Raw genomic sequence first — 22288 nt, forward strand, 5'->3', positions numbered from 1 at the left:
CGTTTGTGGCCGATCGGCCGGCAGCGGGTCACCCGTACGGAGGAATGGCTAACGCACGGCGTCGAGCCGGTGGAGGTCGTAGCGGCGCATCAGGTCGATGATCCGGTCGGCGTAGCGGGCCCCGCCCGGGTATCCGGCCGCCTGCAGCTCCCGCACGAAACGCTCCGGGTCGCCCGCGTGCCCCAGCGCCCCGGCGTGCTGCGGCGCACCGGCGAGCAGCGCCGCCTGGTCGGCGAACGAGCCCGCCGGGTCGCGGTACGCCCGCAACGAGGCGCCGTCATAGCTGCGGCAGCCCAGCGCGACCGGCGCCGCCTCCGCGTCGGCCCGCGGGTTCTCGGCGACCTGCGGACTAGCCGCCACCTGCGGTTTCACGGGCGGCTGCGAGCCCGCGGCCGTCGGCGGGCTCGGGTACGCGGCCGTCGGCGGGCTCGAGTTCGCGGCCGTCGTCGCGCTCGGGTTCGGAGCAGCCTGCGGGCTTGCGGAGGGCTGCCTGCAGGCCGTGTCGAAGTAGTTGTGGTCGCGGCGGGCCTGCGCGGATCGCCCCCAGTCCGAGGCGTGCACCGCCTGGGCGACCAGCACCGACGCGGGCACGCCGGTCGCGTGTGCCGCGGCCCGTGCCGGAATGGACGCCTGCTCGACGAAGTCGCCCGACGACGCGGGCGGCGTGCGCACCGGTTCCTGCCCGCACCAGGGCAGCCAGGGGCGCTGCGGCGACCAGCGCACGAACGCCTCGGCGACGTACCGGCCGCCGGGCAGCCGCAGCCAGCCGGCCGACCCAGCGGCCTGCTGCCCGGTGGCCTGGCACAGCACGGCCAGGACCTGCCCGTCGTCGACGGTGCCCAGGCGCGCCGCCTGGGTGCCGGGCTCGCGGCGCACGTTGAGCACCGAACCCTCGGTGGCGACCCGCGCGGCGACGGCCCCCGTGCTGCCCGAGCCGCACCACGGCACCTCGGGCCGGGCGGCCGGCCAGGCCAGGTACGCGTCGGGCAGGTACCGGTCCGCGCCGATGCGCATCCAGTGCGCCGAGCGCCGCTCGGTGCCGGTGACCTGCTCGCCCCACACCATGCAATGCACCGCGACCTGGGTGTCGTCGCCCAGCGAGGCCATCGCGCGTTTGTCCGTGGCCGGACCGGACCGCACGCTCACCACGCCGCCGTCGGTGTTGATCCGCGCGGTCGGCGTTGTCGGGTCGGCGACCGCGGCCGGGAGCCCGCCGGCGACCGCTTCGGCGGGCACGGCGCGCGGTGGCGCGGCCGCGGCCAACTGCGCCGGAAACGCGGCGAGCAGCAGGAACGGCATGATCAAAGCGGTGCGCAGCACGGTACGCGGCGTGGCCGACATACCACCAATAACGGGAATCAGGCGCGAAAGACACCCATACATCCGGGTGATACCCGCCACGCGAACGACCCCGACCGCTGTTTTCGATCACGCCTGCCGGAGAATGGAACCATGCTTACCCGCCCCGATCTCCGTAACGTCGCGATCGTCGCCCACGTCGACCACGGCAAGACCACGCTCGTCGATGCCATGCTCACGCAGGCCGGCGCCTTCCACGCGCGCGCCGCGGCCGCTGACCGGGTCATGGACTCCGGCGATCTGGAGCGGGAGAAGGGCATCACGATCCTCGCCAAGAACACCGCCGTCAAGTACGTCGGTGAGAGCGGCGAGCAGGTGACGATCAACATCATCGACACGCCCGGCCACGCCGACTTCGGCGGTGAGGTCGAGCGCGGCCTGACCATGGTCGACGGCGTCATCCTGCTGGTGGACGCATCCGAGGGCCCGCTGCCGCAGACCCGCTTCGTGCTGCGCAAGGCGCTCAAGGCCCGCATGCCGATCATCCTGGTCATCAACAAGGTCGACCGGCCCGACGCGCGGATCAAGGAGGTCGTGGACGACACCTACGAGCTCTTCCTCGACCTCGACGCCGACGAGGCCCAGATCGACTTCCCGATCGTGTACGCCTGCGCCCGCGACGGCATCGCCTCGCTGACCCAGCCGGAGGACGGCAAGGTCCCCGCCGACAGCGACTCGCTGCAGCCGCTGTTCCAGACCCTGCTCGACACCATCCCGGCGCCGACCTACACCGAGGGCGCGCCGCTGCAGGCGCACGTCACCAACCTCGACGCCTCGCCGTTCCTGGGCCGCCTCGCGCTGTGCCGGGTCCGTGAGGGCCGCATCCGCAAGGGCCAGACCGTCGTGTGGTGCAAGACCGACGGCACCCAGCAGAACGTGCGCATCTCCGAGCTGCTGATGACCGAGGCGCTGGAGCGCAAGCCGGCCGAGGAGGCGGGCCCGGGCGACATCATCGCCGTCGCCGGCATCGCCGACATCATGATCGGTGAGACGCTGGCCGATGCGGAGAACCCGATCCCGCTGCCGCTGATCACCGTCGACGAGCCCGCCATCTCGATGACCATCGGCACCAACACCTCGCCGCTGGTCGGCCGGGTCAAGGGCGCCAAGGTCACCGCGCGCATGGTCAAGGACCGGCTCGACAAGGAGCTCATCGGCAACGTGTCGCTGCGCATCCTGCCGACCGAGCGTCCCGACGCCTGGGAGGTGCAGGGCCGCGGCGAGCTGGCGCTGGCCATCCTGGTCGAGCAGATGCGCCGCGAGTCGTACGAGCTGACCGTCGGCAAGCCGCAGGTGGTCACCAAGACCGTCGACGGCAAGCTGCACGAGCCGGTCGAGCGCCTGACCATCGACTCCCCCGAGGAGCACCTCGGCGTGATCACCCAGCTGCTGGCCACCCGCAAGGGCCGCATGGAGCAGATGGTCAACCACGGCACGGGCTGGATCCGGATGGAGTGGCTGGTCCCGGCCCGCGGCCTGATCGGCTTCCGGACCGAGTTCCTCACCGACACCCGCGGCACCGGCATCCTGCACCACGTCTTCGAGAAGTACGAGCCGTGGTTCGGCGAGCTGCGCACCCGCAACAACGGCTCGCTGGTCGCCGACCGCACCGGTGTGGTGACCGCGTTCGCGATGACGAACCTGCAGGAGCGCGGCACGCTGTTCGTCGAGCCGACCACCGAGGTGTACGAGGGCATGATCGTCGGCGAGAACTCGCGCTCCGACGACATGGACGTCAACATCACCAAGGAGAAGAAGCTCACCAACATGCGGGCCTCGACCTCCGACGAGACCGAGAAGCTGATCCCGCCGCGCAAGCTGTCGCTGGAGCAGGCGCTGGAGTTCTGCCGCGAGGACGAGTGCGTCGAGGTCACCCCGGCCGCGGTACGCATCCGCAAGGTCATCCTCGACCAGACCCAGCGCGGCCGCCTCGCCGCCCGCCGCAAGCACGCCTGACCGGCGTCCCGACCGGCCCCAAGGCCCCCGCCCGCACCCGCGGCCGGGGGCCTTCCTCGTTGATCATGAACTTATGGCACGGGTCGACGGCGTGTCCCCGCCACAACTTCATGATCAACAACCCAGCCCACCGGCGCGACCGATCGATCATGAAGTTGTGGACAGGAAACGCCGCTGAACCGTGCCATAAGTTCATGATCAACCCGGAGGGGCGGCGGGGGTGTTGCCGTGGGGCTACTGGTGGGTATGCTGCGCGGACCCCTCACCCCCTGGGAGATCCACTATGCGCGCAGATCGGCTTGTGCTGGGCCTTTTCGGTGTGGCCTCAGCCGTCAACATCCTCGCCGCCGCCATCGGCAGCCGGCCGCTGGACTGGGCGAGCAAGCCGCTGCTGCTGCCGCTGCTGGCGCTGTGGTACTTCCTGAACCAGCGGGCCAAGGGCGTGCAGCCGACCACGGGCATCCTGGCCGCGCTGCTGTTCTCCTGGGCCGGTGACGTGGCGCTGCAGTTCGAGGGGACCACCGCGTTCATCGCCGGCATGGCGCTGTTCGGCACCGCGCACGTCTGCTACGTGACGACCTTCGTCCGCAACGGCGCGCTGGCCCGGGTACGCCGGCTGCCGATGCTGCTGGTGCCGATCGGCTACGCGATCTTCCTGGTCGGCGCGCTGACCTGGCTGTGGCCCGCGCTGTCCGAGGCGGGGCTGGCGGTGCCGATGGCCGTCTACGGCACGCTGCTGTCGTCGACCGCAGCGCTGGCGTCGGCCTTCGGCTGGCGCACCGCGCTCGGCGGCGGCCTGTTCCTGATCTCCGACCTGCTGATCGCGGTCCGCGTCGCCGACGCCTTCACCATCCCCGGCCCGCCGGTCTGGGTGATGGTCACCTACATCGCCGCGCAGTTCCTGCTGGCCACCGGCTGGGCCGAGCGCCGCACGGCCTGACCCGCGCGTTCCGGCCCGGCCGGACGCGGTCGCCCGCGTCGGACCGGAGCCGGGGCGCGGTCCCGACCGATCCGAGAACCGGCCGGGACGGCGGCCGTCAGGACGGGTCGGGACCGAGGCAGTAGATGTCGGTGTTGGTGAGGCGGCCGCGCCGCGAGGTGTACGTCTCCTCGACGACGCCGATCGTGTCGGCCGGGCACTGGCTCTCGCTGTCGACGACCTTGGTGACCACACCCTGGTTCGGCTCGCTGCAGTCCACGAAGTCCACGTCGGTCCCGTCGGCGGACGCGACGACGCACTGCCCGACCTTGTTCTCCGCGCCGCCGGTGGCGATGGCGTACCCGATCGCGCCCACCACGGCCAGCGGGATGAGCAGTCCGACGATGGTGACCCGCTGGTGCAACGGCTTACCCGGGGACCACGGCGTGCCCGACGAGCCGTCCAGGGCGGGCGCCGGCTCGGTGAGGTTGTTCAGCTTGCGGCGCGCGAACAGGTTGTAGAGCAGGATGAACGGCGTGATGAGGAACGACGCCCAGCCCCACCAGCCCTGCACCAGGGTGCGGCTGGTCATCGTGCGGAAGATCGCCAGGCCGCAGCTGCGGCAGTAGGTGCCCTTCTCCTTCAGGAACTGCATCGCCAGGATCAGGCCGCGGTGTCCGCGGAAGGTCATCTCCGCTGCGGGGCTGCAGCCGCAGTTCTGGCAGCGGTAGGTGCGGTCCGGATGCGGGACCGGGGAGGACAGGTGCGAGGGGATCAGTTCGGTCACGGCGCGGGACTCTAGTGCAGCCCGGAGCATGCCACCGCCCCGTCGGTCGGTACGCTGCCAAACCGTGATCACGCTGCAGAGCCTCACGCCCGAACTCGACGCGTTCCCCGGCACCGCCTCGGTCTGGTGCGGCCCGCTCGACGGGTCCGCGGTGTTCGCCCGCGCCGAGCACGAGCTGCATTACGCGGCCAGCACCATGAAGGTCGGCGTGATGGTGGCCGCGTGGCGGGCCGCCGAGGCCGGCCGGCTCGACCTGGACGCCGAGATCCCCGTGCACAACCAGCACGTCTCGGCCGCGCCCGGCAGCCCGGCCTACACCAACGACCCGGAGTACGACAGCGACCGGCAGGTCTGGGACCGGCTCGGCGGCAGCGCGCCGCTGCGCTGGCTGATCCACCGCATGATCGTGCGCTCGTCCAATCTCGCCACCAACCTGGTGCTGGGCGCGCTGGGCCCGAACGAGCAGGCGTTCGAGCAGGTCAACGAGGTGTGGAAGCTCGCCGGCGCGACCCGGGCGCACACCGACCGCGGCATCGAGGACTACCCGGCCCGGGAGAGCGGGATCAGCAACGAGGTCACCGCCGCCGACCTGGCCGCCCTGTTCGGCGCGCTGGCCGGCGACCGGCTGGCGTCGCCCGCCGGGTGCGCCGCGATGATCGACGTGTTGACCGCCCAGGAGTGCCGCGACGACCTGCACCTGGGCCTGCCCGAGGGCACCCGGGTCGCGTTGAAGAACGGCTGGGTCACCCGCGAGCGGCACAGCAGCGCGCTGATCTTCCCGCCGGACGCCGCGCCGTACCTGCTGGCGGCCTGCACCACCGGCGACATGTCCGACGCCGACGCCTGCCGGCTGCTCGGCCGGATCGCGGCGGCGAGCTGGTCACAACTCGGCATGAACTGACCATCGCGCTGGTCAGTCGTTACCGATCGGTGCTTCTGCAGCATCCGCTTCAGACGTAAGGTCGAAAGCGTGTCGATCACCGCAGTTCGCACGCGCCGGATCTCCGCGCCGCTGCACACCCCGTTCGTGACCGCGCTGCGCCGGGCCACCGCCGTGGAGACGTTGCTGGTGGAGGTGGTCGACGCCGACGGGCGGTCCGGCTTCGGCGAGGCGCCTCAGGTCTGGGCGGTGACCGGGGCGAGCCTGGCCGGCTCGCAGGCGGCCGTCGAGGAGATGATGGCGCCGCTGCTGGTGGGCCGCGATCCCGACGACCTGGCCGCACGCTGCCGCGAGGTCGCCCGCGCCGTGGTCGGCAACGAGGCGGCCAAGATGGCCGTCGAGATCGCGCTGCACGACCTGGCCGCGCGCCGCCTGGACATTCCGCTGGTACGCATGCTCGGCGGCACGAACCTGACGGTGCCCACCGACGTGACCCTGTCCGCGGGCGAGCCGGGCGCGCTGGCCGTCACCGCCAAGCAGCGCCTCGCCGAGGGCTTCACCGTGCTGAAGCTGAAGGTCGGCACCGATGCCGCCGGCGACCTGGCCCGCATCCGCGCCGTGTGCGACGCCCTGGAACCGGGCCTGCGGCTGCGCCTGGACGCCAACCAGGGCTGGACCCCGCGGGACGCGCTCACCATCATCAACCGCATCGCCGCGCTGGAACTGCCGGTCGAGCTGGTCGAGCAGCCCGTCGCCCGGCATGACCTGGACGGCCTGGCCTGGGTCAGCGCCCGCGCCGACCTGCCGATCATGGCCGACGAGTCGGTCTTCGGCGTACGCGACCTCGTCGAGGTGATCCGCCGCCGGGCGGCCGACCTGGTCAACGTGAAGCTCGCCAAGAGCGGCGGGCTCACCGTCGCCCGTACGCTGCTGGAACTGGCCGCCGCGCACGGCCTGGGCACCTGCGTGGGGTCCATGATGGAGGGGCCGGTCGGCATCGGCGCGGCCGCGAGCCTGGTCGCGGCCCACCCGACCACGGTGGTCAGCGACCTCGACGCGGCCTGGTGGCTGACGGAGTCGCCGGTCACCGGCGGCATCCGCTACGACGGCGGCACGGTGATCCTGCCCGACGCCCCGGGCCTGGGCGTATCGCTGCCGCAACCGGGCTCGGCCGAGTGAGGCGAGGTGCCGGCATGAAGATCGCCACGGTGACCGCCCCGGTGGCGACGCTCTGGTCCCGCCCGGACGCACCCCGCCCGGAGGTCGACGCCGCGGCGCTGGGCCCGCGCTGCGACCCCCGGTCCTGGGTCGCCGGCCTCGACGACACCGGGCGGATGTACGCGGGTGTGCTCACCCAACTGCTGCACGGCGAGCAGGTGCTGATCGAGGAGGTCCGCGACGGCTGGGCACGTGTGGTCGCCACCGAGCAGCCCGCGGCCAAGCTCGACCCCCGCGGATACCCCGGCTGGCTGCCTCTGGACCAGCTCAGCATCCGCGAGTCCCCCGACAGCGAGCAGCCGGACACCGGCTCCCTCGCCCTCGCCGCGCTCGAGGTGGCGCGCACCTGGCGTGGGGTGCCCTACGTGTGGGGCGGCCTTACCCCCTACGGCATCGACTGCTCGGGCCTGGTGCACCTGGCGTTCCGGCAGGTCGGCGTGACCCTCCCCCGCGACGCCGACGACCAGCGCGCCGCCACCGCCGACGTGCCCCTGGGCACCGAGCGCCCCGGCGACCTGTACTTCTTCGCCCGTTCCAACGGCAAGGTCCACCACGTGGGCTTCGTGACCACCGCACCGACTCCCGACGGCCACCGTCACATGCTCCACGCCTGCGGCGACGCCTACCTTGTCGTCGAAGAGGGACTCCGCCCCACCCGCACCGCCACCCTCTGCGCCGCGACCCGCGTCACCCCCTGACCGGAGAAAGCCCCGCACCCGGAGACCGGGGCGGGGCTTCAGACGCGGGGTCGGGTCAGCCCACCGGGGTGGGGGACTTCTCCTCGTGGTTGTTCTTCTCCTCGCGGGAGGACTTGATGAGGCTGGCGACCGTGGCTATGGCCAGGATGCCGATGATCACGCCGAGCGAGACGCCGATGCTGATGTGCGGGACCGCGGTGATGGGCTGGCCGTTGTTGATGAACGGGACGTTGTTGCCGGCCAGGGCTTCCATGATCAGCTTCACGCCGATGAAGCCGAGCACCGCGGCCAGGCCCAGCGACAGGTAGACCAGCCGGTCCAGCAGGCCGCCGAGCAGGAAGTACAGCTGGCGCAGGCCCATCAGGGCGAACACGTTCGCGGTGAAGACCAGGAACGGCTCCTTGGTCAGGCCGAAGATCGCGGGGATGGAGTCGAGCGCGAAGATCAGGTCCGTGGTGCCGATCGCGATCATCACGATCAGCATCGGGGTGAAGAACCGCTTGCCGTTCTGCACCACGGTCATCTTCGCTTCGTTGTACTCCTTGCTGATCGGCAGCACCCGGCGGCTCCACCGGATCAGCGCGTTCTCCTTGAAGTCCGACTCGTCGCTCTCCCCGTGCTTGGTGAGCGTGTACGCGGTGTAGATCAGGAAGACGCCGAAGATGTAGAACACCCACACGAACCGCGACACCAGCGCCGCGCCGGCCGCGATGAACGCGCCACGCATGATCAGCGCCAGCACGATGCCGATGAGCAGCACCTTCTGCTGATAGATCCGCGGCACGGCGAACCTGCTCATGATGATCACGAAGACGAACAGGTTGTCCACGGACAGGCTGTACTCGGTGACCCAGCCGGCGAAGAACTCCTGGCCGTACTGGGTGCCGTGGTTGTAGAAGATCCAGCCGCCGAAGGCGACGGCCAGTGCGACGTAGAAGACGACCCAACCGGTCGCCTCCTTCATCGAAGGCTCATGCGGCCGCCGGCCGATGATCATCAAGTCGAAGGTCAGCAGCGCCAGCAGCCCGATGAGGGTTGCGGCCCATTCCCAAGTGGACACGTTCATATGAACAGACCTCCGGTCGGCATACTTTTTGCCCCGGAGGTCTCTCCTGCCACCGGCGTACTGCCGGTGACCGACGATGCCGGGTTCACACCAGGCCTATGGTGGCCGGGGGGAGCCGTGCTGACGACACCGTCGTGAGGGATACTCCCCTCCCGCGTCTCTCTATTGTTTACCACGCGAACCTGTAAACCCAGACGGGGTCGCCCGCACGGACGATCCAACGGGACATCCGGGTCATCCGGGACGTCCGGCCAGGTCAGCCAAGTGGTGCCGCGAGCGGCCAGCCTGCGTTCAGCACCTGCTCGCACGCCGCCACCGCCGCCCTAAGCCGCACCTCGTGTGATCCGGACAACTCCACGACCGGGACCGCCGAGCCCGCGAGGACCTCGCGGAACCGGCCGGTCATCCAGCCGCGCAGATGCTCCCCGTCCCGCAGCCCGTCGTCGTCGAAGTCGACCCCGACAGGCGAGGTCAACAGGTACAGATCGGGACGCCGGGCCAGTGCGCGCACCTCCGGTGACGAACTGCCCAGGTAACGCTCCTCCCAAACCTGGGTCGCCAGCGCGTCGGTGTCGCAGACCAGCAGCGGCGAGCCCTGCCGGGCCGCGGCGTCCTCGGCCGCGGACTGGGCGCGCGCCACCGCCGTGAAGTCGGCCCGGTCCCATGCCACGTCGAACACCGTGGCCGCCGGGTCGGCCGCCCGCAGCGCGGCCAGTTTGCGTTCGGTCAGCTCCCGGCCGTACTCGGGCACCCAGCGGGTGGCCGCCCAGACGCCGCCCCGGGCCGCGTAGTGCGCGGACAGCGCAGCGGCCATCGTGGTGGTGCCCGTCGACTCCGCCCCCAGCACCACCACCCGGCGGGTGAACCAGGCCCGCACCGGCGCGGACAGCATCCCCCAGTGCGCCACCGGGTCGGCGCGCACCGCGGTGCCGGACACCGGGCACGCCAGCCGGAGCGTGTCGACCTCCACGTGCACCGCCCCGAACCGGCGGGCCAGCTCGTCGCCGTACTTCTCCGAGCTGAACACGGCGTCCACCGCCCGGTCGCCGACCGCCTCGCGGAACACGGCGCAGTGGGCGTCCCACACCGCCGGATCGTCGTAGTCGACCCGCAGGTCGTCGTAGCGGCCCGCGAACCGCACCCACGGGGTGTCCGCGTGCTCCTCGCGCAGCCAGTCCAGCCGCGTCTCCAGCGGGATCGACTCCTGCCGCGACGGCGCGACCACCACGGTGACCTCGGCGCAGGCCGCGGCCGCCGCCCGGATCAGCAGGTGGTGGCCGGCGTGCGGCGGGTAGAACTTGCCCACCACCATGCCGTGGACGTACGCCCGGCTCATGCCGCGACCGGTTCCGCCACCCGTGCCCGCAGCGCGTTCTGCCAGGCCAGCAGGCCCGCCACACACAGGCCCAGGAACACGACGTAGAGCGCGCCGGTCAGCCACAGGTCCTTGTACAGGTAGAGCGGGATGTAGATCAGGTCCGCGACGATCCAGATCCACCAGCTTTCCAGCTTCTTGCGGGTCTGCAGGTACGTCGCGGCGAGCGACAGCACCGTGGTCAGCGCGTCGGCCAGCGGCACCGTGGAGTCGGTGACCCGGTCCAGCAGCAGCCACAGCCCGGCGGTCGCCGCCACGCCCGCCACCGCCAGCACGGCCCACTCGGCACGCGTGGTCCGCGACACCTCCAGCCGCCCCCCGCGCTCCCCGCCGCGTAGCCACTGCCACCAGCCGAGCAGGCCCAGCGCCACGTAGACCACCTGCAGGCCCGCGTCGGCGTACAGGCCGTACGTGACGAACACCACGAGCAGCAGGAGCACGTTGACGATGCCGACGGCCCAGTTGGCGATGTTCTGGCGCACCAGCAGCCACACGTTGAGCACACCGGTGCCGAAGCCGAGCACCTCCGCCCAGGTCATCGGGGTGCCGTTGACGGTGAGGGCGGTGCTGAGCAGCCAGTCGAGCATGGGCGACACCCTAGGGCACGCGCACCACAGCCCCAAGGCCGTGCAAGGATCATCGCCATGGTGCTCGAGATCGCACAGATCGACGTCCTGCCCGGCCAGGAGGACGCTTTCGCCGCCGCGTACGCGCAGGCCCGGCCCTGGCTCGCGGACACGGACGGCTGCCTCACCACCCGGATGACCCGCGGCATCGAGTCGCCGTCGCACTTCGTGCTGCTGGTCGAGTGGGAGTCGGTGCAGGCGCACGAGGAGAACTTCCGGGCCACCGAGCGCTTCACGCAGTGGCGCACGATCCTGAGCCCGTTCTTCGCGAAGCCGCCGTTCGTCGAGCACTACGCCGACCTGCCCGACGTGGGCTGAGCCTGCACGCGACCTGCGACATGACCGACCGCACCCTCACCACGTCCGACGGCGTGCCCGTCGACGCCCACCACGACCCGGGTGACCCCGGGCTGGCGATCGTCGTCGCGCACGGCTTCACCGGCTCCTGGCGGCGCGAGGCCGTACGCCGGGCCGCCGGGATCTTCGGCCGGTCCGGCGGCGTGATCAGCTTCGACTTCCGCGGGCACGGCCGTTCCGGCGGCCTGTCCACCGTCGGCGATCTGGAGATCCACGACGTCGAGGCGGCCGTCGCCTGGGCCCGCGAGCTGGGCTACCGCCACGTCGTCACGGTCGGCTTCTCGATGGGCGCCTCCGTCGTGGTGCGCCATGCCGGGCTGCAGCGCGGCGTGGACGCCGTGGTGGCCGTCAGCGGGCCGGCCCGCTGGTACTACCGGGGCACCCCGCCCATGCGGCGCGTGCACTGGGTGCTGGAACGGCGGCTGGGACGGCTCGTCGGCCGGGTCGCGCTGCGCACCCGGATCGCGGCCGGCGGCTGGGACCCGGTGCCCGACCCGCCGTACGCCGTCGCCGCGCTGATCGCGCCGATCCCGCTGCTGGTGGTGCACGGCGACGCCGACGCGTACTTCCCCGTCGAGCACGCCGAGCAGCTCTACGGCAACGCCGCCGAGCCCAAGGAGCTGTGGCTGGAGCCAGGCTTCGGCCACGCCGAGAACGCCGCCCCCGATGAGCTGCTGGAACGCATCGGCGCCTGGGCCGCCGCGCACGCCGGGAGCTGAATTACGGGGCTGTGCCCCCGCCGTCCGTCCAACTAGGTTGGTGGGCATGAACGGGGACGAACGACTGACACGAGCCCACGACCTGTACGAGAGCGCCGTCTTCGGCGGCGACACCACCGCGACCGAGACCGCCCACCGCGACCTCGACAGCCTCGAAGCCGACCTCGCCCTGGCCCGGGGCCGGCTGCTGCACGCCGACTTCCTGCACCGGCGCGAGGAGGATCCCGGCGAGCTGCCCGCGTTCGAGCGCGCCCTGGAGCTGTACACGCGGCTCGGCGACGCGCGCGGGGAGAGTGCGGCGCTGTTCTGGCTCGGCTGCTTCCACCAGGTGGTGCGCGACGACGCGGGCGCCGCCCGGCCGCTGCTGCAGCGTTCGTACGACCTTGCCACGCAGCACGGCGACGAGCTGACCACGTCGTACGCGGTGCGGCATCTGGGTTTCGCCGACCTGGAGGCCGGCGACCGGGCCGGTGGCCGGCAGAAGCTGGAGGAGTCCGCCCGGATCCGCCAGGAGCTGGGCTTCCTGCCCGGGCTCGCGGCGGCGCAGCTGGCGCTGGCCCAACTGGCCTACGAGGAGGACCGCGACGAGGACGCGGCGGCGCTGCTGACGCAGGCCCGCGAGGCGGCCGCCCGCAGCCGCGCCCACGGCGTGCTCGCCTGGATCGATGCGGCCCGCGTCCGGATCTGACACGTCGGTGCGGGAGCCGACGGATCGGCTCCCGCACCGGCGACACGGCTGCGTGCGGGCGAAACCACCCGCCGCGGACCGGTCATCTGGTCGCCGCCATGACGGTGACCAGATGGTTGCGGACGGCCTGTATGGCCGTGCTGGACGTGTTCCAGCTCGTCTCGGCGGCGATGCGCCGCTTCGACGCCTGCGCGGCGGCCGCCTCTTCCGGCGACTGCACACGCCTGTTCCTGGCTTCGGTCATCGAAACCTCCTCGGTGTCTGCCGAGGGCGCTGACACCGGCAGCGAAGCAACCCGGAGTACGCGGTTCGCGAACCGCCCCACTGCATGTGGGCGTCGTGCCCGTCCCGCGGGGGAAGCAGCGATCCACGTCGATCGCCTGTCACGGAACGAGCCCGCCCCATGCCTGTCCTATGTCCGCACCACCGGTGCCGAAACCTTTCCCGTGTCTCCGTTTCAGGAAGCGCGGGTGAAGCGGGCACGGCGGCCCAGGGTGGTGAAGCCGAGCCGGTGGTAGAGAGCGGCCGCGCCCGGGTTGTTGACGTTGACGTCGAGCAGCATCTCGGACGCGCCGTCGGCGGCGGCCGCGCGCAGCGCGGCGACGGTGAGGGCCGCCCCGACGCCCTGGCCGCGCGCCGCGGGCGTGGTGCCGACCTGCACCAGCCAGCCGTCGCCGCAGACCACGAAGCCGAGGTCGGCGCCGGCCGGGCCGACCGCGAGCAGCGACCACGGCGGGCGGAAGTCGTCGTCGACCAGCCAGCCGGTCCACTGGTCCAGATCCCAGTCCGGAAAGCCCGGACGCTCGGCGAACGCCGCCCGGTATGCCTTGTGGAAGCGGGCGATCGTGTCCGGCGCCCAGCCGACGAGGCGGACACCGGCGGGCGGCGCGATGTCGGGGATCTCCTTGAGGTCGTGGCGCATCACGTCCTCGGCGAAGGTCTGCGCCAGCCCGCGGCTCGCGAACAGGGCCTCGGCGGCCTCGGTCAGCGACTCGGTCTCGATGATCTCGGCACCGGCCAGGCACCAGTCCAGCGCGGCGGCGCCCAGGCCGCGCCCGCGGGCGGCCGGGTCCACCAGCGCGGTGCCGGTGACGGTGCTGCCGGCGGGCCGGATCGCGGCGGCGGCGACGAGCGTGCCGTCGGGGTCGTACGCGCCGATGGCGAGCCCGCCCTCGGCGGCGTAACGCCGCCCGGTGAAGCCCTCGCCCGCGGCCAGCGGCAGCCCGCCGTCGACGGCCAGGCACCGGGCGGCCAGGCGGGACACGGCCGGCACGGCGTCGGCGGCCAGCGGGGCGAAGAGAGCGTCAGCTTCGGTCACGGGACGCGAGCCTAGACGAGTTCCGGCGCACCGGCACCGGATTTGCCGCGGCCGAGTTCCGCGCACCGCTACTGGATCCGCACTGGCCCGGCTCCGCACGCCCGGCACTGGATCCGCGCCGGCACAGTTCGGCACGCCAGGCCCTAAATCCATGCCGGCACAGTTCCGCACGCCTGACACTGGATCCGCGCTGGCAGCATGGCAGGCGTGAGCACCCCCTCGCTGGAGCGCGTTCCGTCCCCGGACCCCACGGCCGTGCCGGCGGCGACCCGCGCGGCCCCGGCTCGCCGGCTGCCCCGCGGCCACCTCGTTGCGCTGCTGGTCTTCGGCGCGATCGTCGCCGTGTCGTGGTGGCGTCCCCTCTGGCCCGCCGAGCAGGCACTGCACCACAGCCTGACCGTGCTGGCGGTGGCCGGGCTGCTGTGGGCGCAGTGGCGGCTGCGGTTGCCGCTGAGCTCCTTCGTGCTGGTGCTGGCCTTCCTGACGCTGCACACGGTGGCCGCCCGCTGGATCTACTCGTACGTCCCCTACGAGCAGTGGTGGCACGCGCTCACCGGAGCCGCCCCGTCGGGCGGGCGCAACCACTTCGACCGGCTGGTCCACTTCGGATACGGGCTGCTGCTGGCCCCGGTGCTGGCGCGGGCGTGGCGCGAGCGGGGCGCGGGTCGCGGGCGGGCCTGGCTGCAGGCGGTGCAGGTGATCGTGTCCACCGGCGCGCTGTATGAGTTGTTCGAGTGGGGCATCGCGCTGGGCCTGGCCCCGGACGCGGCCGAGGCCTACAACGGCCAGCAGGGCGACCCGTGGGACGCCCATAAGGACATGGCGCTGGCCGTGCTCGGCGCGGCCTTCGGCGCGACGGTCGCCGCACTCCGGCCGCCGCCGAGGACATGACTCCACGGGTCCACATCATCTGGGATGTATCCACATCCCAGATGATGTGGACCCGGGGGGACTGTCAGCCCAGCGCGCAGGCGTTGCCGTTGAGGGTGAACGCGGCCGGTGCCGTGTTCGTCCCGCTCCAGCTGCTCAGGAAGCCGAACGAGGCGGTGCCGCCGTTCGCGCCGATCGTGCCGTTCCAGGCCGCATTGGTGATGGTCACGTTCGCGCCGCTCTGCGCGTACACGCTGCTCCAGGACTGGTTGACCACCTGGCCGTTGGCGAAGGTCCAGCGCAGGGCCCAGCCGTTGACCGCCGCCGGGCCGGTGTTGGTGACCACCACGTCACCCTGGAAGCCGGAGTTCCACTGGTTGGTGACGGTGTACTTCACCCGGCACGACACCGGGCTGCCCGAGCCGCTGGGTGACGGCGAGACGCTCGGACTCGGCGAGGCGCTGGGGCTGCGCGACGCGCTCGGACTCGGCGACGCCGACGCGCTCGGCGAAACGCTCGGCGACGGCGACGGGCTGCGTGAAGGGCTCGGGCTCGGCGAGGCCGGTCCGGTGGCCGTCGGCGAGGCCGCGCCGATCACGGCCCAGTACGCCGGCTTGGCCTGCAGCTGCACGTCGAACAGCAGCGGGAAGTCCTTGCGGCTCACCGGGTAGCTGTCCAGCCAGGTCTCGTCGTCGGCCAGGCCCCACAACGTCACCGAGGTGATGTTCGCCTTGTACTTGCGGTACACGTCGAACCAGGCCTTGTACCGCGCGGCCTGGCTGGCCAGCCGGTCCGCGGGCGGCGTGGTGAAGCTCTCCGAGCTGCTGGTGTAGATGCTGGTGTCCATCTCGGTGATCTGCTGCTCGACGCCCAGCGGGATGAACGTCGCGATCATCGAGTCGGTCTCCGCCCCGGTCGGCCAGGAGATGTTGCCGTGCTGCTGGTGCCCGACCCCGTCGATCGGCACCCCCTCGGCCTTGAGCGACGCGACCAGGTTGTAGAGCTTGTCGCGTTTGGCCTGCACGTTGGTGTTGTAGTCGTTGATGAACAGCTTCGCGTTCGGCGCGACCTGCCGGGCCACCCGGAACGCGGTGCGGATGTAGTCCAGCCCGGTGATCGTGTACCAGGTGCTGCGCCGCAGGCCGTCGGACTGGTTCTCGTCGATGACCTCGTTGACCACGTCCCAGGCCGACACATCGGCGGCGTACCGACCGCCGACCGCGCGGATGTGCGCCTCCAGCCGGGCCAGCAGCAGCGTCTTGTTGGCCGGCGTAGCGGTCATCGGCTGCCCGTTGGCGTCGTTGAACACCCAGGCCGGGGTCTGGTTGTGCCAGACGAACGTGTGCCCGCGCACCTTCATGCCGTTGGCCCGCGCGAACGCCACGATCGCGTCCGCGTCGGTGTAGTTGAACACGCCCTCGGTGGGCTCGGTGGCGTCCCACTTCATCGCGTTGCCCGCGGTCACCGAGTTGAAGTGCTTGGCCAGCAGCTGGCCCCGCTCGGCGAGCAGTTGCGGGCGGCCGACCGCAGCCCCGATCGGGAAGTCGTTCGCGAACACCGTCTTCAGCGACGGGATGTCGGTCTGGATCGGGCTCGGCGGCAGGTACGACAGGCTGAAGTCGTCGATGTGGAACGACGCGGTGCCGCTGACCGTCTCGACGTACACCGCGAAGAAGTCGGCGTCGTTGGCGAGGGTGTAGCCGCCGGTCAGCTGGGTCCAGCCGCCGTCGGTCACCGTGGTGCTGTTGACGACCTGCTCGTAGCTGGCGGTGCCCTGCCAGCGGCGTTCGACGCTCATCCGCAGCTGCACGCTGCCCGCGCCCGCGGCGGCGCGCGCCCAGACCGAGTACGTGTAGCGGGTGCCGCGGGTGACCGTGGTCAGCAGGTCGCGGCTGGGGCCGTTCCAGGATGCGGTACGGCCCGAGGTGAGCAGGCTGCGGGTGCCCGCGTGCGCGACGGCGGTGCTGTTCTCGACGAGCTCGACGGTGCCGCGCCGGGCCCAGCCCTGACCGGTGCCGTCCTCGAAGCTGCTGGTCAGGACGGTCACGGGATCGGCGGCGCGGACGGGGGTTGAGGTGGCGGCGACCACGACCGCGAGCGCGGACAGGGTCAGCATGAGCAGGCCGAGCGTGGCTCGCCCGGCTCTGGAGGAGAGTGTGGGCACTGTGGGGATCCTGTTCCGGGAGGATTCATGCGCGCGGACGCACGCCACTGCCCTTGGCGGTCGGACCGACCACGCCGAGAAGACGACCGCCGAAGCCCGGAGGCGATCGACGCCGATGCTATGAGTTGCACCGACCCCCGTCAATCGAGAGGTTTGCCCGCCCGGCCGTGGGGGTAGAGCCGCGACATGAGCGCTGAGCTGCCACCACTACCGCCCCTGTCCCCCGAAGCCGAGGCCCAGTACACCCCCGCCGGGCAGAGCATCGTCGACATGCTGGCCGACGAGCACCGGCAGATCACCCGCCTGTCGGCCGAGCTGGCCACCGAGGCCGCGACCGCCTCCCCGGCCCGGCGGCGCCAGGTCGCCGAGGTGGTGACCGCAGTCGTCAGCCGGCATCTCGCGGCCGAGGAGCAGTACCTGCTGCCGACCGTGAAGAACCTGTTCCCCGACGGCGACGACCTGGTCAACCGGGAGCTCGCCGAGGACGGCGCGATCCGCCAGGTGCTGCAGACGCTGTCGGTCATGCCGACCGAGGACGAGGGCTTCCAGAACCTCGCCCTGGAGGTCGACGCCCACCTGCGCCGACACAAGCACACCGCGGACCGCCGCATCCACGGCCGGCTCAAGGAACTCGCCAACGACGACGAGCTGATCCGCCTGGGCAACCGGGCCGCGATCGCCGAGGAGTCCGCGGGCACCCGCCCGCACCCCAAGTCGCCGAGCACCCCGCCCTGGAACAAGGTCGTCGACCCGATGCTCGGCGTCGCCGACAAACTCCGCGACGCCGTCACCGGCCGCCCCACCTACCCCAGCGACCTCGACCCCAAGTGACCCCCGCGCCACCTTCTGCCGCAACTTTTAAAGACCTGCGCCTTCCGGACTGACCGGAGAGCGCAGGTCTTTAAAAGTTGCGGCGGGTGGTGACGGGCCGGGTCAGGCGGCGGCGTCCATCTGGCGGAGTTCCTTCTTGAGTTCGCTGATCTCGTCGCGGATGCGGGCGGCCAGCTCGAACTGGAGTTCGGCCGCGGCGGCGAGCATCTGGTCGGTCAGCTCCGTCATCAGCTTGGCCAGCTCGACGCGGGCCATGCCCTCGGTCGCGGCGACCACCGCCCCGCGCTTCTCCGACGTGGTGCGCGCCCGGGAGCGGGTGCCGGGCGTCGGGGCCTTGCCGCGCGACATCTGCCGGCCCGAACCGCCGATGATGTGCCCGCCCGGCCCGTGCCCGGCCAGCGCGTTCTCGGTGTCCTCGGCCTCGCGGTAGATGTCGTCCAGGATGTCGTGGATCCGCTTGCGCAGCGGCTGCGGGTCCACGCCGTGGGCCTCGTTGTACGCCACCTGCTTGGCCCGGCGCCGGTTGGTCTCGTCGATCGCCGACGCCATCGACGGGGTGATCTTGTCGGCGTACATGTGGACCTCGCCGGACACGTTACGGGCGGCGCGGCCGATGGTCTGGATCAGCGAGGTGCCGCTGCGCAGGAAGCCCTCCTTGTCCGCGTCGAGGATCGCCACCAGCGACACCTCGGGCAGGTCCAGGCCCTCGCGCAGCAGGTTGATGCCGACCAGCACGTCGAACTCGCCCATGCGCAGTTCCTTGAGCAGCTCCACCCGGCGCAGCGTGTCCACCTCGGAGTGCAGGTAGCGCACCCGGATGCCGTTCTCCAGCAGGTAGTCGGTGAGGTCCTCGGACATCTTCTTGGTCAGCGTGGTGACCAGGACCCGCTCGTCGCGTTCGGTGCGCACCCGGATCTCGTGCATCAGGTCGTCGATCTGGCCCTTGGTCGGCTTCACCACCACCTGCGGGTCGACCAGGCCGGTCGGGCGGATCACCTGCTCGACGAACTCGCCCTGGGCCTGCTTGAGCTCCCACGGCCCCGGGGTCGCGGACAGGAACACCATCTGCCCGACCCGCTCCAGGAACTCGTCGAAGCGCAGCGGCCGGTTGTCCTGCGCGCTGGGCAGCCGGAAGCCGTGCTCGACCAGCACCCGCTTGCGGGAGGCGTCGCCCTCGTACATGCCGCCGATCTGCGGGATGGTCACGTGCGACTCGTCGATGACGGTGACGAAGTCGTCCGGGAAGTAGTCCAGCAGGGCGTGCGGCGGGCTGCCCTGCTCGCGGCCGTCGATGTGGCGCGAGTAGTTCTCGATGCCGTTGCAGAAACCGACCTGGCGCATCATCTCCAGGTCGTACGTGGTGCGCATGCGCAGCCGTTGCGCCTCCAGCAGCTTGCCCTGCTGGTCGAGCTCGGTCAGGCGCTCCTCCAGCTCGGCCTCGATGCCGGCGATCGCCCGCTCCATGCGCTCGGGCCCGGCCGCGTAGTGCGTCGCCGGGAAGATCATCATCTGGTCGACGTCCTTGATGACGTCGCCGGTCAGCGGGTGCAGGTAGGACAGCCGCTCGATCTCGTCGCCGAAGAACTCGATGCGCAGCGCCAGTTCCTCGTACGCCGGGATGATCTCCAGGGTGTCGCCGCGGACCCGGAAGGTGCCCCGGTTGAACGCCATGTCGTTGCGCGCGTACTGGATCTCGACCAGGCGGCGCAGCAGCTTGTCCCGGTCGATCTCCGCGCCGATCTTGACCTTGACCGCGCGCTCCAGGTACTCCTGCGGGGTGCCCAGGCCGTAGATCGCCGACACCGTCGCGACCACGATCACGTCCCGGCGCGTGAGCAGCGACATCGTGGCCGAGTGGCGCAGCCGCTCCACCTCCTCGTTGATCGAGGAGTCCTTCTCGATGTAGGTGTCGGTCTGCGGGATGTACGCCTCGGGCTGGTAGTAGTCGTAGTAGCTGACGAAGTACTCCACCGCGTTGTTGGGCATCAGCTCCCGGAACTCCTTGGCCAGCTGTGCGGCCAGGGTCTTGTTCGGGGCCATCACCAGCGCCGGGCGCTGCAGCTTCTCGATGAGCCAGGCCGTGGTCGCCGACTTGCCCGTGCCCGTCGCGCCCAGCAGCACCGAGTGCTTGTCGCCGCGGCGGACCCGCTTGGCCAGCTCCTCGATGGCCGCGGGCTGGTCACCGGCCGGCACATAATCGCTGATGACCTGAAACGTCCCGTCCAGGCGGGGGATGTCGGCGACAACGGTCTCACTCATGTGACCCAACCTACGCCGGGCGTGTGACACTCCCGCGGGCCGCTGTGCAGGTGGGCGAGGCTGGTGTGACGGTAGGTGAGTGACCGGCTCCAATATTGCGATTGTGTGTCATCAATCACCGCGATACCGTCATGTGGTAGGCCGTTCGCGGCGGCCGTCCCAGAGCGACCGGACCTCCACACCGGCCGGTCATCACCTCTGGCGCACCGGTAGCAGCCTCGATCCGCCCCACCGCAGGATCGATGAGCGCACCGCTGCGGTCGCGCACACTGTGTGCGCCGACCGGCCGCCGCGGGCGGTCTTGACGTATCCGGACCCGCCCGCTCCCCGACGGCGAACCTGACCGGTTTGGCACGTCACCTCACCCGCCTCAGCCCGTTGCATCTCCCGTGGGAACCTCGACCAACGGACGACGCCGGATCCTCCATCTACTGGCCGCGGGCGGGCTCCTGCTGGGCCTCACCGCGACCCTGACCGGTGGCCTGGCCTCCTGCTCGGCGGACAAGCCCGCCGCGGAGGGCAGCCGGGCGCTGAACCAGGGCGAGCTCGAACGCCTGGCGGGCATGCGGGCGCGCAACTTCGCCGACGGCCGGGTCGGCCTGCGCGGAACCATCGGGCCGGCCGCACGCCAGACCAAGGTCGACGGCTGGGTCGACTGGAAACGCCAGCTGGTCTACCTGTCCGTGTCCGGAGCCGGCGGCGCCAACACGGTGCTGATCCAGGCCACGCCGGGGGTGGTGGCGATCCGCCCCGGCGCGCTGCCCGCGCCCGCGGCGTCGGGCCCTGCTCCCGAGTCGGCCCGCGAGTCCGCCTCTCCGGCTGCTTCGCCCGCCGCGGACGCGGCACCGGCCGGAAAGCCGCCGCTGACCCCGCCGCAGGACGGCTGGCGGGTGCGCCCGCTGCAGCTCAGCTCCGACGAGGAACGGCCGGTCGACAACCTGGTCGCGTTCCTGTTCCTGCTCGCCAAGCAGGAGGCCGACCCGGCCGGGCCGCTCGGCGAACTGCGCAACGAGTGGGTCCGCCGCGACACGTTCGAGGGTGCGCCCGTGGACGTACTGCTCGGCCCGGCGCTGCTCCCGCAGGCCGCACCCAGCGCCCCGCCGTCGGCCGGCACGGCGCCGTCCACCTCCGCGGCGCCGTCCGGTTCCGCGGCCGCCTCGGCCGGTGTGTCCGCCTCCGCGGCGACCGCCCCGCGGACGGAGGCGACCACCGTGCCGTCCCCCGGCGCGGGCTCCCCCGCGGTCGGCGGCACCGACGAGCCCGCCAAGGCGAGCGCCAGCCCTTCGCCCGCCCCCGACCCGAAGTCGCTGGAGGCCCACGGCGGCGCGGTCGGCTACTGGCTGGACGCCAAGGGCGCGCTGGTACGCATGGAGACGGTGCTCGGCGACGGCCTGCCGTCCGTGCTCGATCTGCAGCGTGGCCAGCAGCAGGAGTTCGTGCGCACGGTCGCGCTCGGCGGGCAGGACAACAAGCCGACCGAGATCACCAAGGCTGAGGCGAAGGTGCTGTCCCAGCTGCGCCAGCGCAACCTGAAGGCGCGCGGCGGCGCGGTCACCGTGACCATGCCGGTCAACCCGAGCGCGCTGCGCACCGGCAAGGGCTGGCTGGACTGGCAGCGGCGCCTGGCGTACCTGGCCGTGCGCGACGTCGACGACGAGAGCTACGACGTGCTGCTGCACGCCGACCGCACCGGCATCGCCATCCGCAAGCCGGGCAAGCGTGTCCCCGAGCAGCCGCCGCTGCCCGCGCCGACCGGCAAGTGGGAGCGGGCCGAGTGGGTCGCGCTGGGCAGCTCCGGCGAGATCACGGACCTGGACTACCTGATCTACGAGGCGCTGTCGCTGGCCGCCAACGTCCCGGACGACGCCGACCACATCGCCAAGCACGGCCGGCGGCTGCGCGTCGACCTGCTGGACAAGGTGCCGGTGGGTGTGTTCGAGCTGCCCAGCGCGGTCGAGGCCAACGTGCCCGCGGGGCAGGCCCGGATGCGCTACTGGGTCGACAACGCCGGGGTGCTCAAGCGGCTCGAACTGCGTACCGCCACGGGTGGTTTCGCCCAGCTCGACCTGGATCTGGACGAGAAGCCGCCGACCCTGCCGATGAAGGTCAAGTAGCCGGTCTCCGGCTCGTTCGAGGCCCGTGCCGCTGCCCGCGGCGCGGGCCTCTTCCGGTGCGGGCCGCGAGGACCGGGCCCGGCC

At 71.7% G+C, this 22288-nt stretch carries 20 protein-coding genes; 11 read left to right on the forward strand and 9 right to left on the reverse strand.

Going from position 1 to position 22288, the window contains the following annotated elements:
- Positions 1–48 precede the first annotated feature (48 nt).
- Positions 49–1341, reverse strand: coding sequence for a glucosaminidase domain-containing protein (locus tag F6W97_RS33910; protein WP_196279440.1), 1293 nt, complete (start codon positions 1339–1341; stop codon positions 49–51).
- 111 nt (positions 1342–1452) lie between these two features.
- Here F6W97_RS33910 and typA point away from each other — a divergent pair, with 111 nt between their 5' ends.
- The gene (gene typA, locus F6W97_RS33915; protein WP_155374634.1) at positions 1453–3315 is read left to right on the forward strand and encodes a translational GTPase TypA; all 1863 of its coding nucleotides are present in this window, start codon (positions 1453–1455) and stop codon (positions 3313–3315) included.
- Positions 3316–3598: 283 nt separating this feature from the next.
- Positions 3599–4255, forward strand: coding sequence for a lysoplasmalogenase (locus F6W97_RS33920; RefSeq protein ID WP_155374635.1), 657 nt, complete (start codon positions 3599–3601; stop codon positions 4253–4255).
- Positions 4256–4352: 97 nt separating this feature from the next.
- Here the strand turns inward: F6W97_RS33920 and F6W97_RS33925 are convergent, their stop codons facing one another.
- Positions 4353–5021, reverse strand: a complete 669-nt coding sequence (locus tag F6W97_RS33925) for a hypothetical protein (RefSeq protein WP_155374636.1) — start codon at positions 5019–5021, stop codon at positions 4353–4355.
- Between the two features lie 67 nt (positions 5022–5088).
- Between F6W97_RS33925 and F6W97_RS33930 the strand changes: the two genes are divergently transcribed.
- From F6W97_RS33930 to F6W97_RS33940, 3 genes are all read left to right on the forward strand, one after another.
- Positions 5089–5922 (forward strand): serine hydrolase, encoded by an 834-nt coding sequence (locus F6W97_RS33930; RefSeq protein WP_407924637.1) that lies wholly within the window; start codon positions 5089–5091, stop codon positions 5920–5922.
- Positions 5923–5991: 69 nt separating this feature from the next.
- Positions 5992–7080, forward strand: coding sequence for a mandelate racemase/muconate lactonizing enzyme family protein (locus F6W97_RS33935; RefSeq protein WP_155374638.1), 1089 nt, complete (start codon positions 5992–5994; stop codon positions 7078–7080).
- A gap of 14 nt (positions 7081–7094) precedes the next feature.
- A complete protein-coding gene (locus F6W97_RS33940) occupies positions 7095–7817 on the forward strand; it encodes a C40 family peptidase (protein ID WP_155374639.1) in 723 nt (240 codons plus the stop codon).
- Between the two features lie 55 nt (positions 7818–7872).
- Here F6W97_RS33940 and F6W97_RS33945 read toward each other — a convergent pair whose 3' ends face one another.
- The 3 genes from F6W97_RS33945 to pnuC all read right to left on the reverse strand — a co-directional run bounded on the left by F6W97_RS33945 (position 7873) and on the right by pnuC (position 10845).
- Positions 7873–8883, reverse strand: a complete 1011-nt coding sequence (locus F6W97_RS33945; protein WP_155374640.1) for a TerC family protein — start codon at positions 8881–8883, stop codon at positions 7873–7875.
- 256 nt (positions 8884–9139) lie between these two features.
- Positions 9140–10219, reverse strand: a complete 1080-nt coding sequence (locus F6W97_RS33950; RefSeq protein WP_196279441.1) for an AAA family ATPase — start codon at positions 10217–10219, stop codon at positions 9140–9142.
- Positions 10216–10845, reverse strand: a complete 630-nt coding sequence (pnuC, locus tag F6W97_RS33955) for a nicotinamide riboside transporter PnuC (RefSeq protein ID WP_155374641.1) — start codon at positions 10843–10845, stop codon at positions 10216–10218. Before pnuC ends, F6W97_RS33950 begins: the two co-directional genes overlap by 4 nt.
- 57 nt (positions 10846–10902) lie before the next feature.
- Here pnuC and F6W97_RS33960 point away from each other — a divergent pair, with 57 nt between their 5' ends.
- The 3 genes from F6W97_RS33960 to F6W97_RS33970 are packed head-to-tail and all read left to right on the forward strand — an operon-like array spanning position 10903 to position 12648.
- Positions 10903–11202, forward strand: a complete 300-nt coding sequence (locus tag F6W97_RS33960; RefSeq protein ID WP_155374642.1) for an antibiotic biosynthesis monooxygenase family protein — start codon at positions 10903–10905, stop codon at positions 11200–11202.
- A 20-nt stretch (positions 11203–11222) separates the two neighbouring features.
- Entirely contained in the window at positions 11223–11960 is a 738-nt protein-coding gene (locus F6W97_RS33965; protein WP_155374643.1) for an alpha/beta hydrolase, read from the forward strand.
- 46 nt (positions 11961–12006) lie between these two features.
- The gene (locus tag F6W97_RS33970; protein WP_155374644.1) at positions 12007–12648 is read left to right on the forward strand and encodes a tetratricopeptide repeat protein; all 642 of its coding nucleotides are present in this window, start codon (positions 12007–12009) and stop codon (positions 12646–12648) included.
- Between the two features lie 82 nt (positions 12649–12730).
- Here F6W97_RS33970 and F6W97_RS33975 read toward each other — a convergent pair whose 3' ends face one another.
- Together F6W97_RS33975 and F6W97_RS33980 are read right to left on the reverse strand one after the other, a co-directional pair.
- Positions 12731–12892: a hypothetical protein gene (locus F6W97_RS33975; RefSeq protein ID WP_155374645.1), complete on the reverse strand. Its 162-nt coding sequence runs from the start codon at positions 12890–12892 to the stop codon at positions 12731–12733.
- A 213-nt stretch (positions 12893–13105) separates the two neighbouring features.
- Positions 13106–13966: a GNAT family N-acetyltransferase gene (locus F6W97_RS33980; RefSeq protein WP_155374646.1), complete on the reverse strand. Its 861-nt coding sequence runs from the start codon at positions 13964–13966 to the stop codon at positions 13106–13108.
- Between the two features lie 207 nt (positions 13967–14173).
- On the opposite strand from F6W97_RS33980, the gene F6W97_RS33985 reads away from it, so the two are divergent.
- Positions 14174–14857: a DUF2238 domain-containing protein gene (locus F6W97_RS33985; RefSeq protein ID WP_230687208.1), complete on the forward strand. Its 684-nt coding sequence runs from the start codon at positions 14174–14176 to the stop codon at positions 14855–14857.
- A 64-nt stretch (positions 14858–14921) separates the two neighbouring features.
- Here the strand turns inward: F6W97_RS33985 and F6W97_RS33990 are convergent, their stop codons facing one another.
- Entirely contained in the window at positions 14922–17000 is a 2079-nt protein-coding gene (locus tag F6W97_RS33990) for an endo-1,4-beta-xylanase (protein ID WP_230687209.1), read from the reverse strand.
- Between the two features lie 186 nt (positions 17001–17186).
- Here F6W97_RS33990 and F6W97_RS33995 point away from each other — a divergent pair, with 186 nt between their 5' ends.
- The gene (locus tag F6W97_RS33995; RefSeq protein WP_155374647.1) at positions 17187–17831 is read left to right on the forward strand and encodes a hemerythrin domain-containing protein; all 645 of its coding nucleotides are present in this window, start codon (positions 17187–17189) and stop codon (positions 17829–17831) included.
- A gap of 102 nt (positions 17832–17933) precedes the next feature.
- On the opposite strand, the gene uvrB is transcribed toward F6W97_RS33995, so the two are convergent.
- Positions 17934–20090 carry an excinuclease ABC subunit UvrB gene (gene uvrB / locus F6W97_RS34000; RefSeq protein WP_155374648.1) on the reverse strand — a complete coding sequence of 719 codons (2157 nt, stop codon included), beginning with the start codon at positions 20088–20090 and terminating at the stop codon, positions 17934–17936.
- A gap of 389 nt (positions 20091–20479) precedes the next feature.
- Between uvrB and F6W97_RS34005 the strand changes: the two genes are divergently transcribed.
- Positions 20480–22204 carry a hypothetical protein gene (locus F6W97_RS34005; protein WP_155374649.1) on the forward strand — a complete coding sequence of 575 codons (1725 nt, stop codon included), beginning with the start codon at positions 20480–20482 and terminating at the stop codon, positions 22202–22204.
- Positions 22205–22288: the final 84 nt, after the last annotated feature.

Origin of the sequence: Catellatospora vulcania, assembly GCF_009720385.1 — a bacterium.
Classification (GTDB): Bacteria; Actinomycetota; Actinomycetes; order Mycobacteriales; family Micromonosporaceae; genus Catellatospora; species Catellatospora vulcania.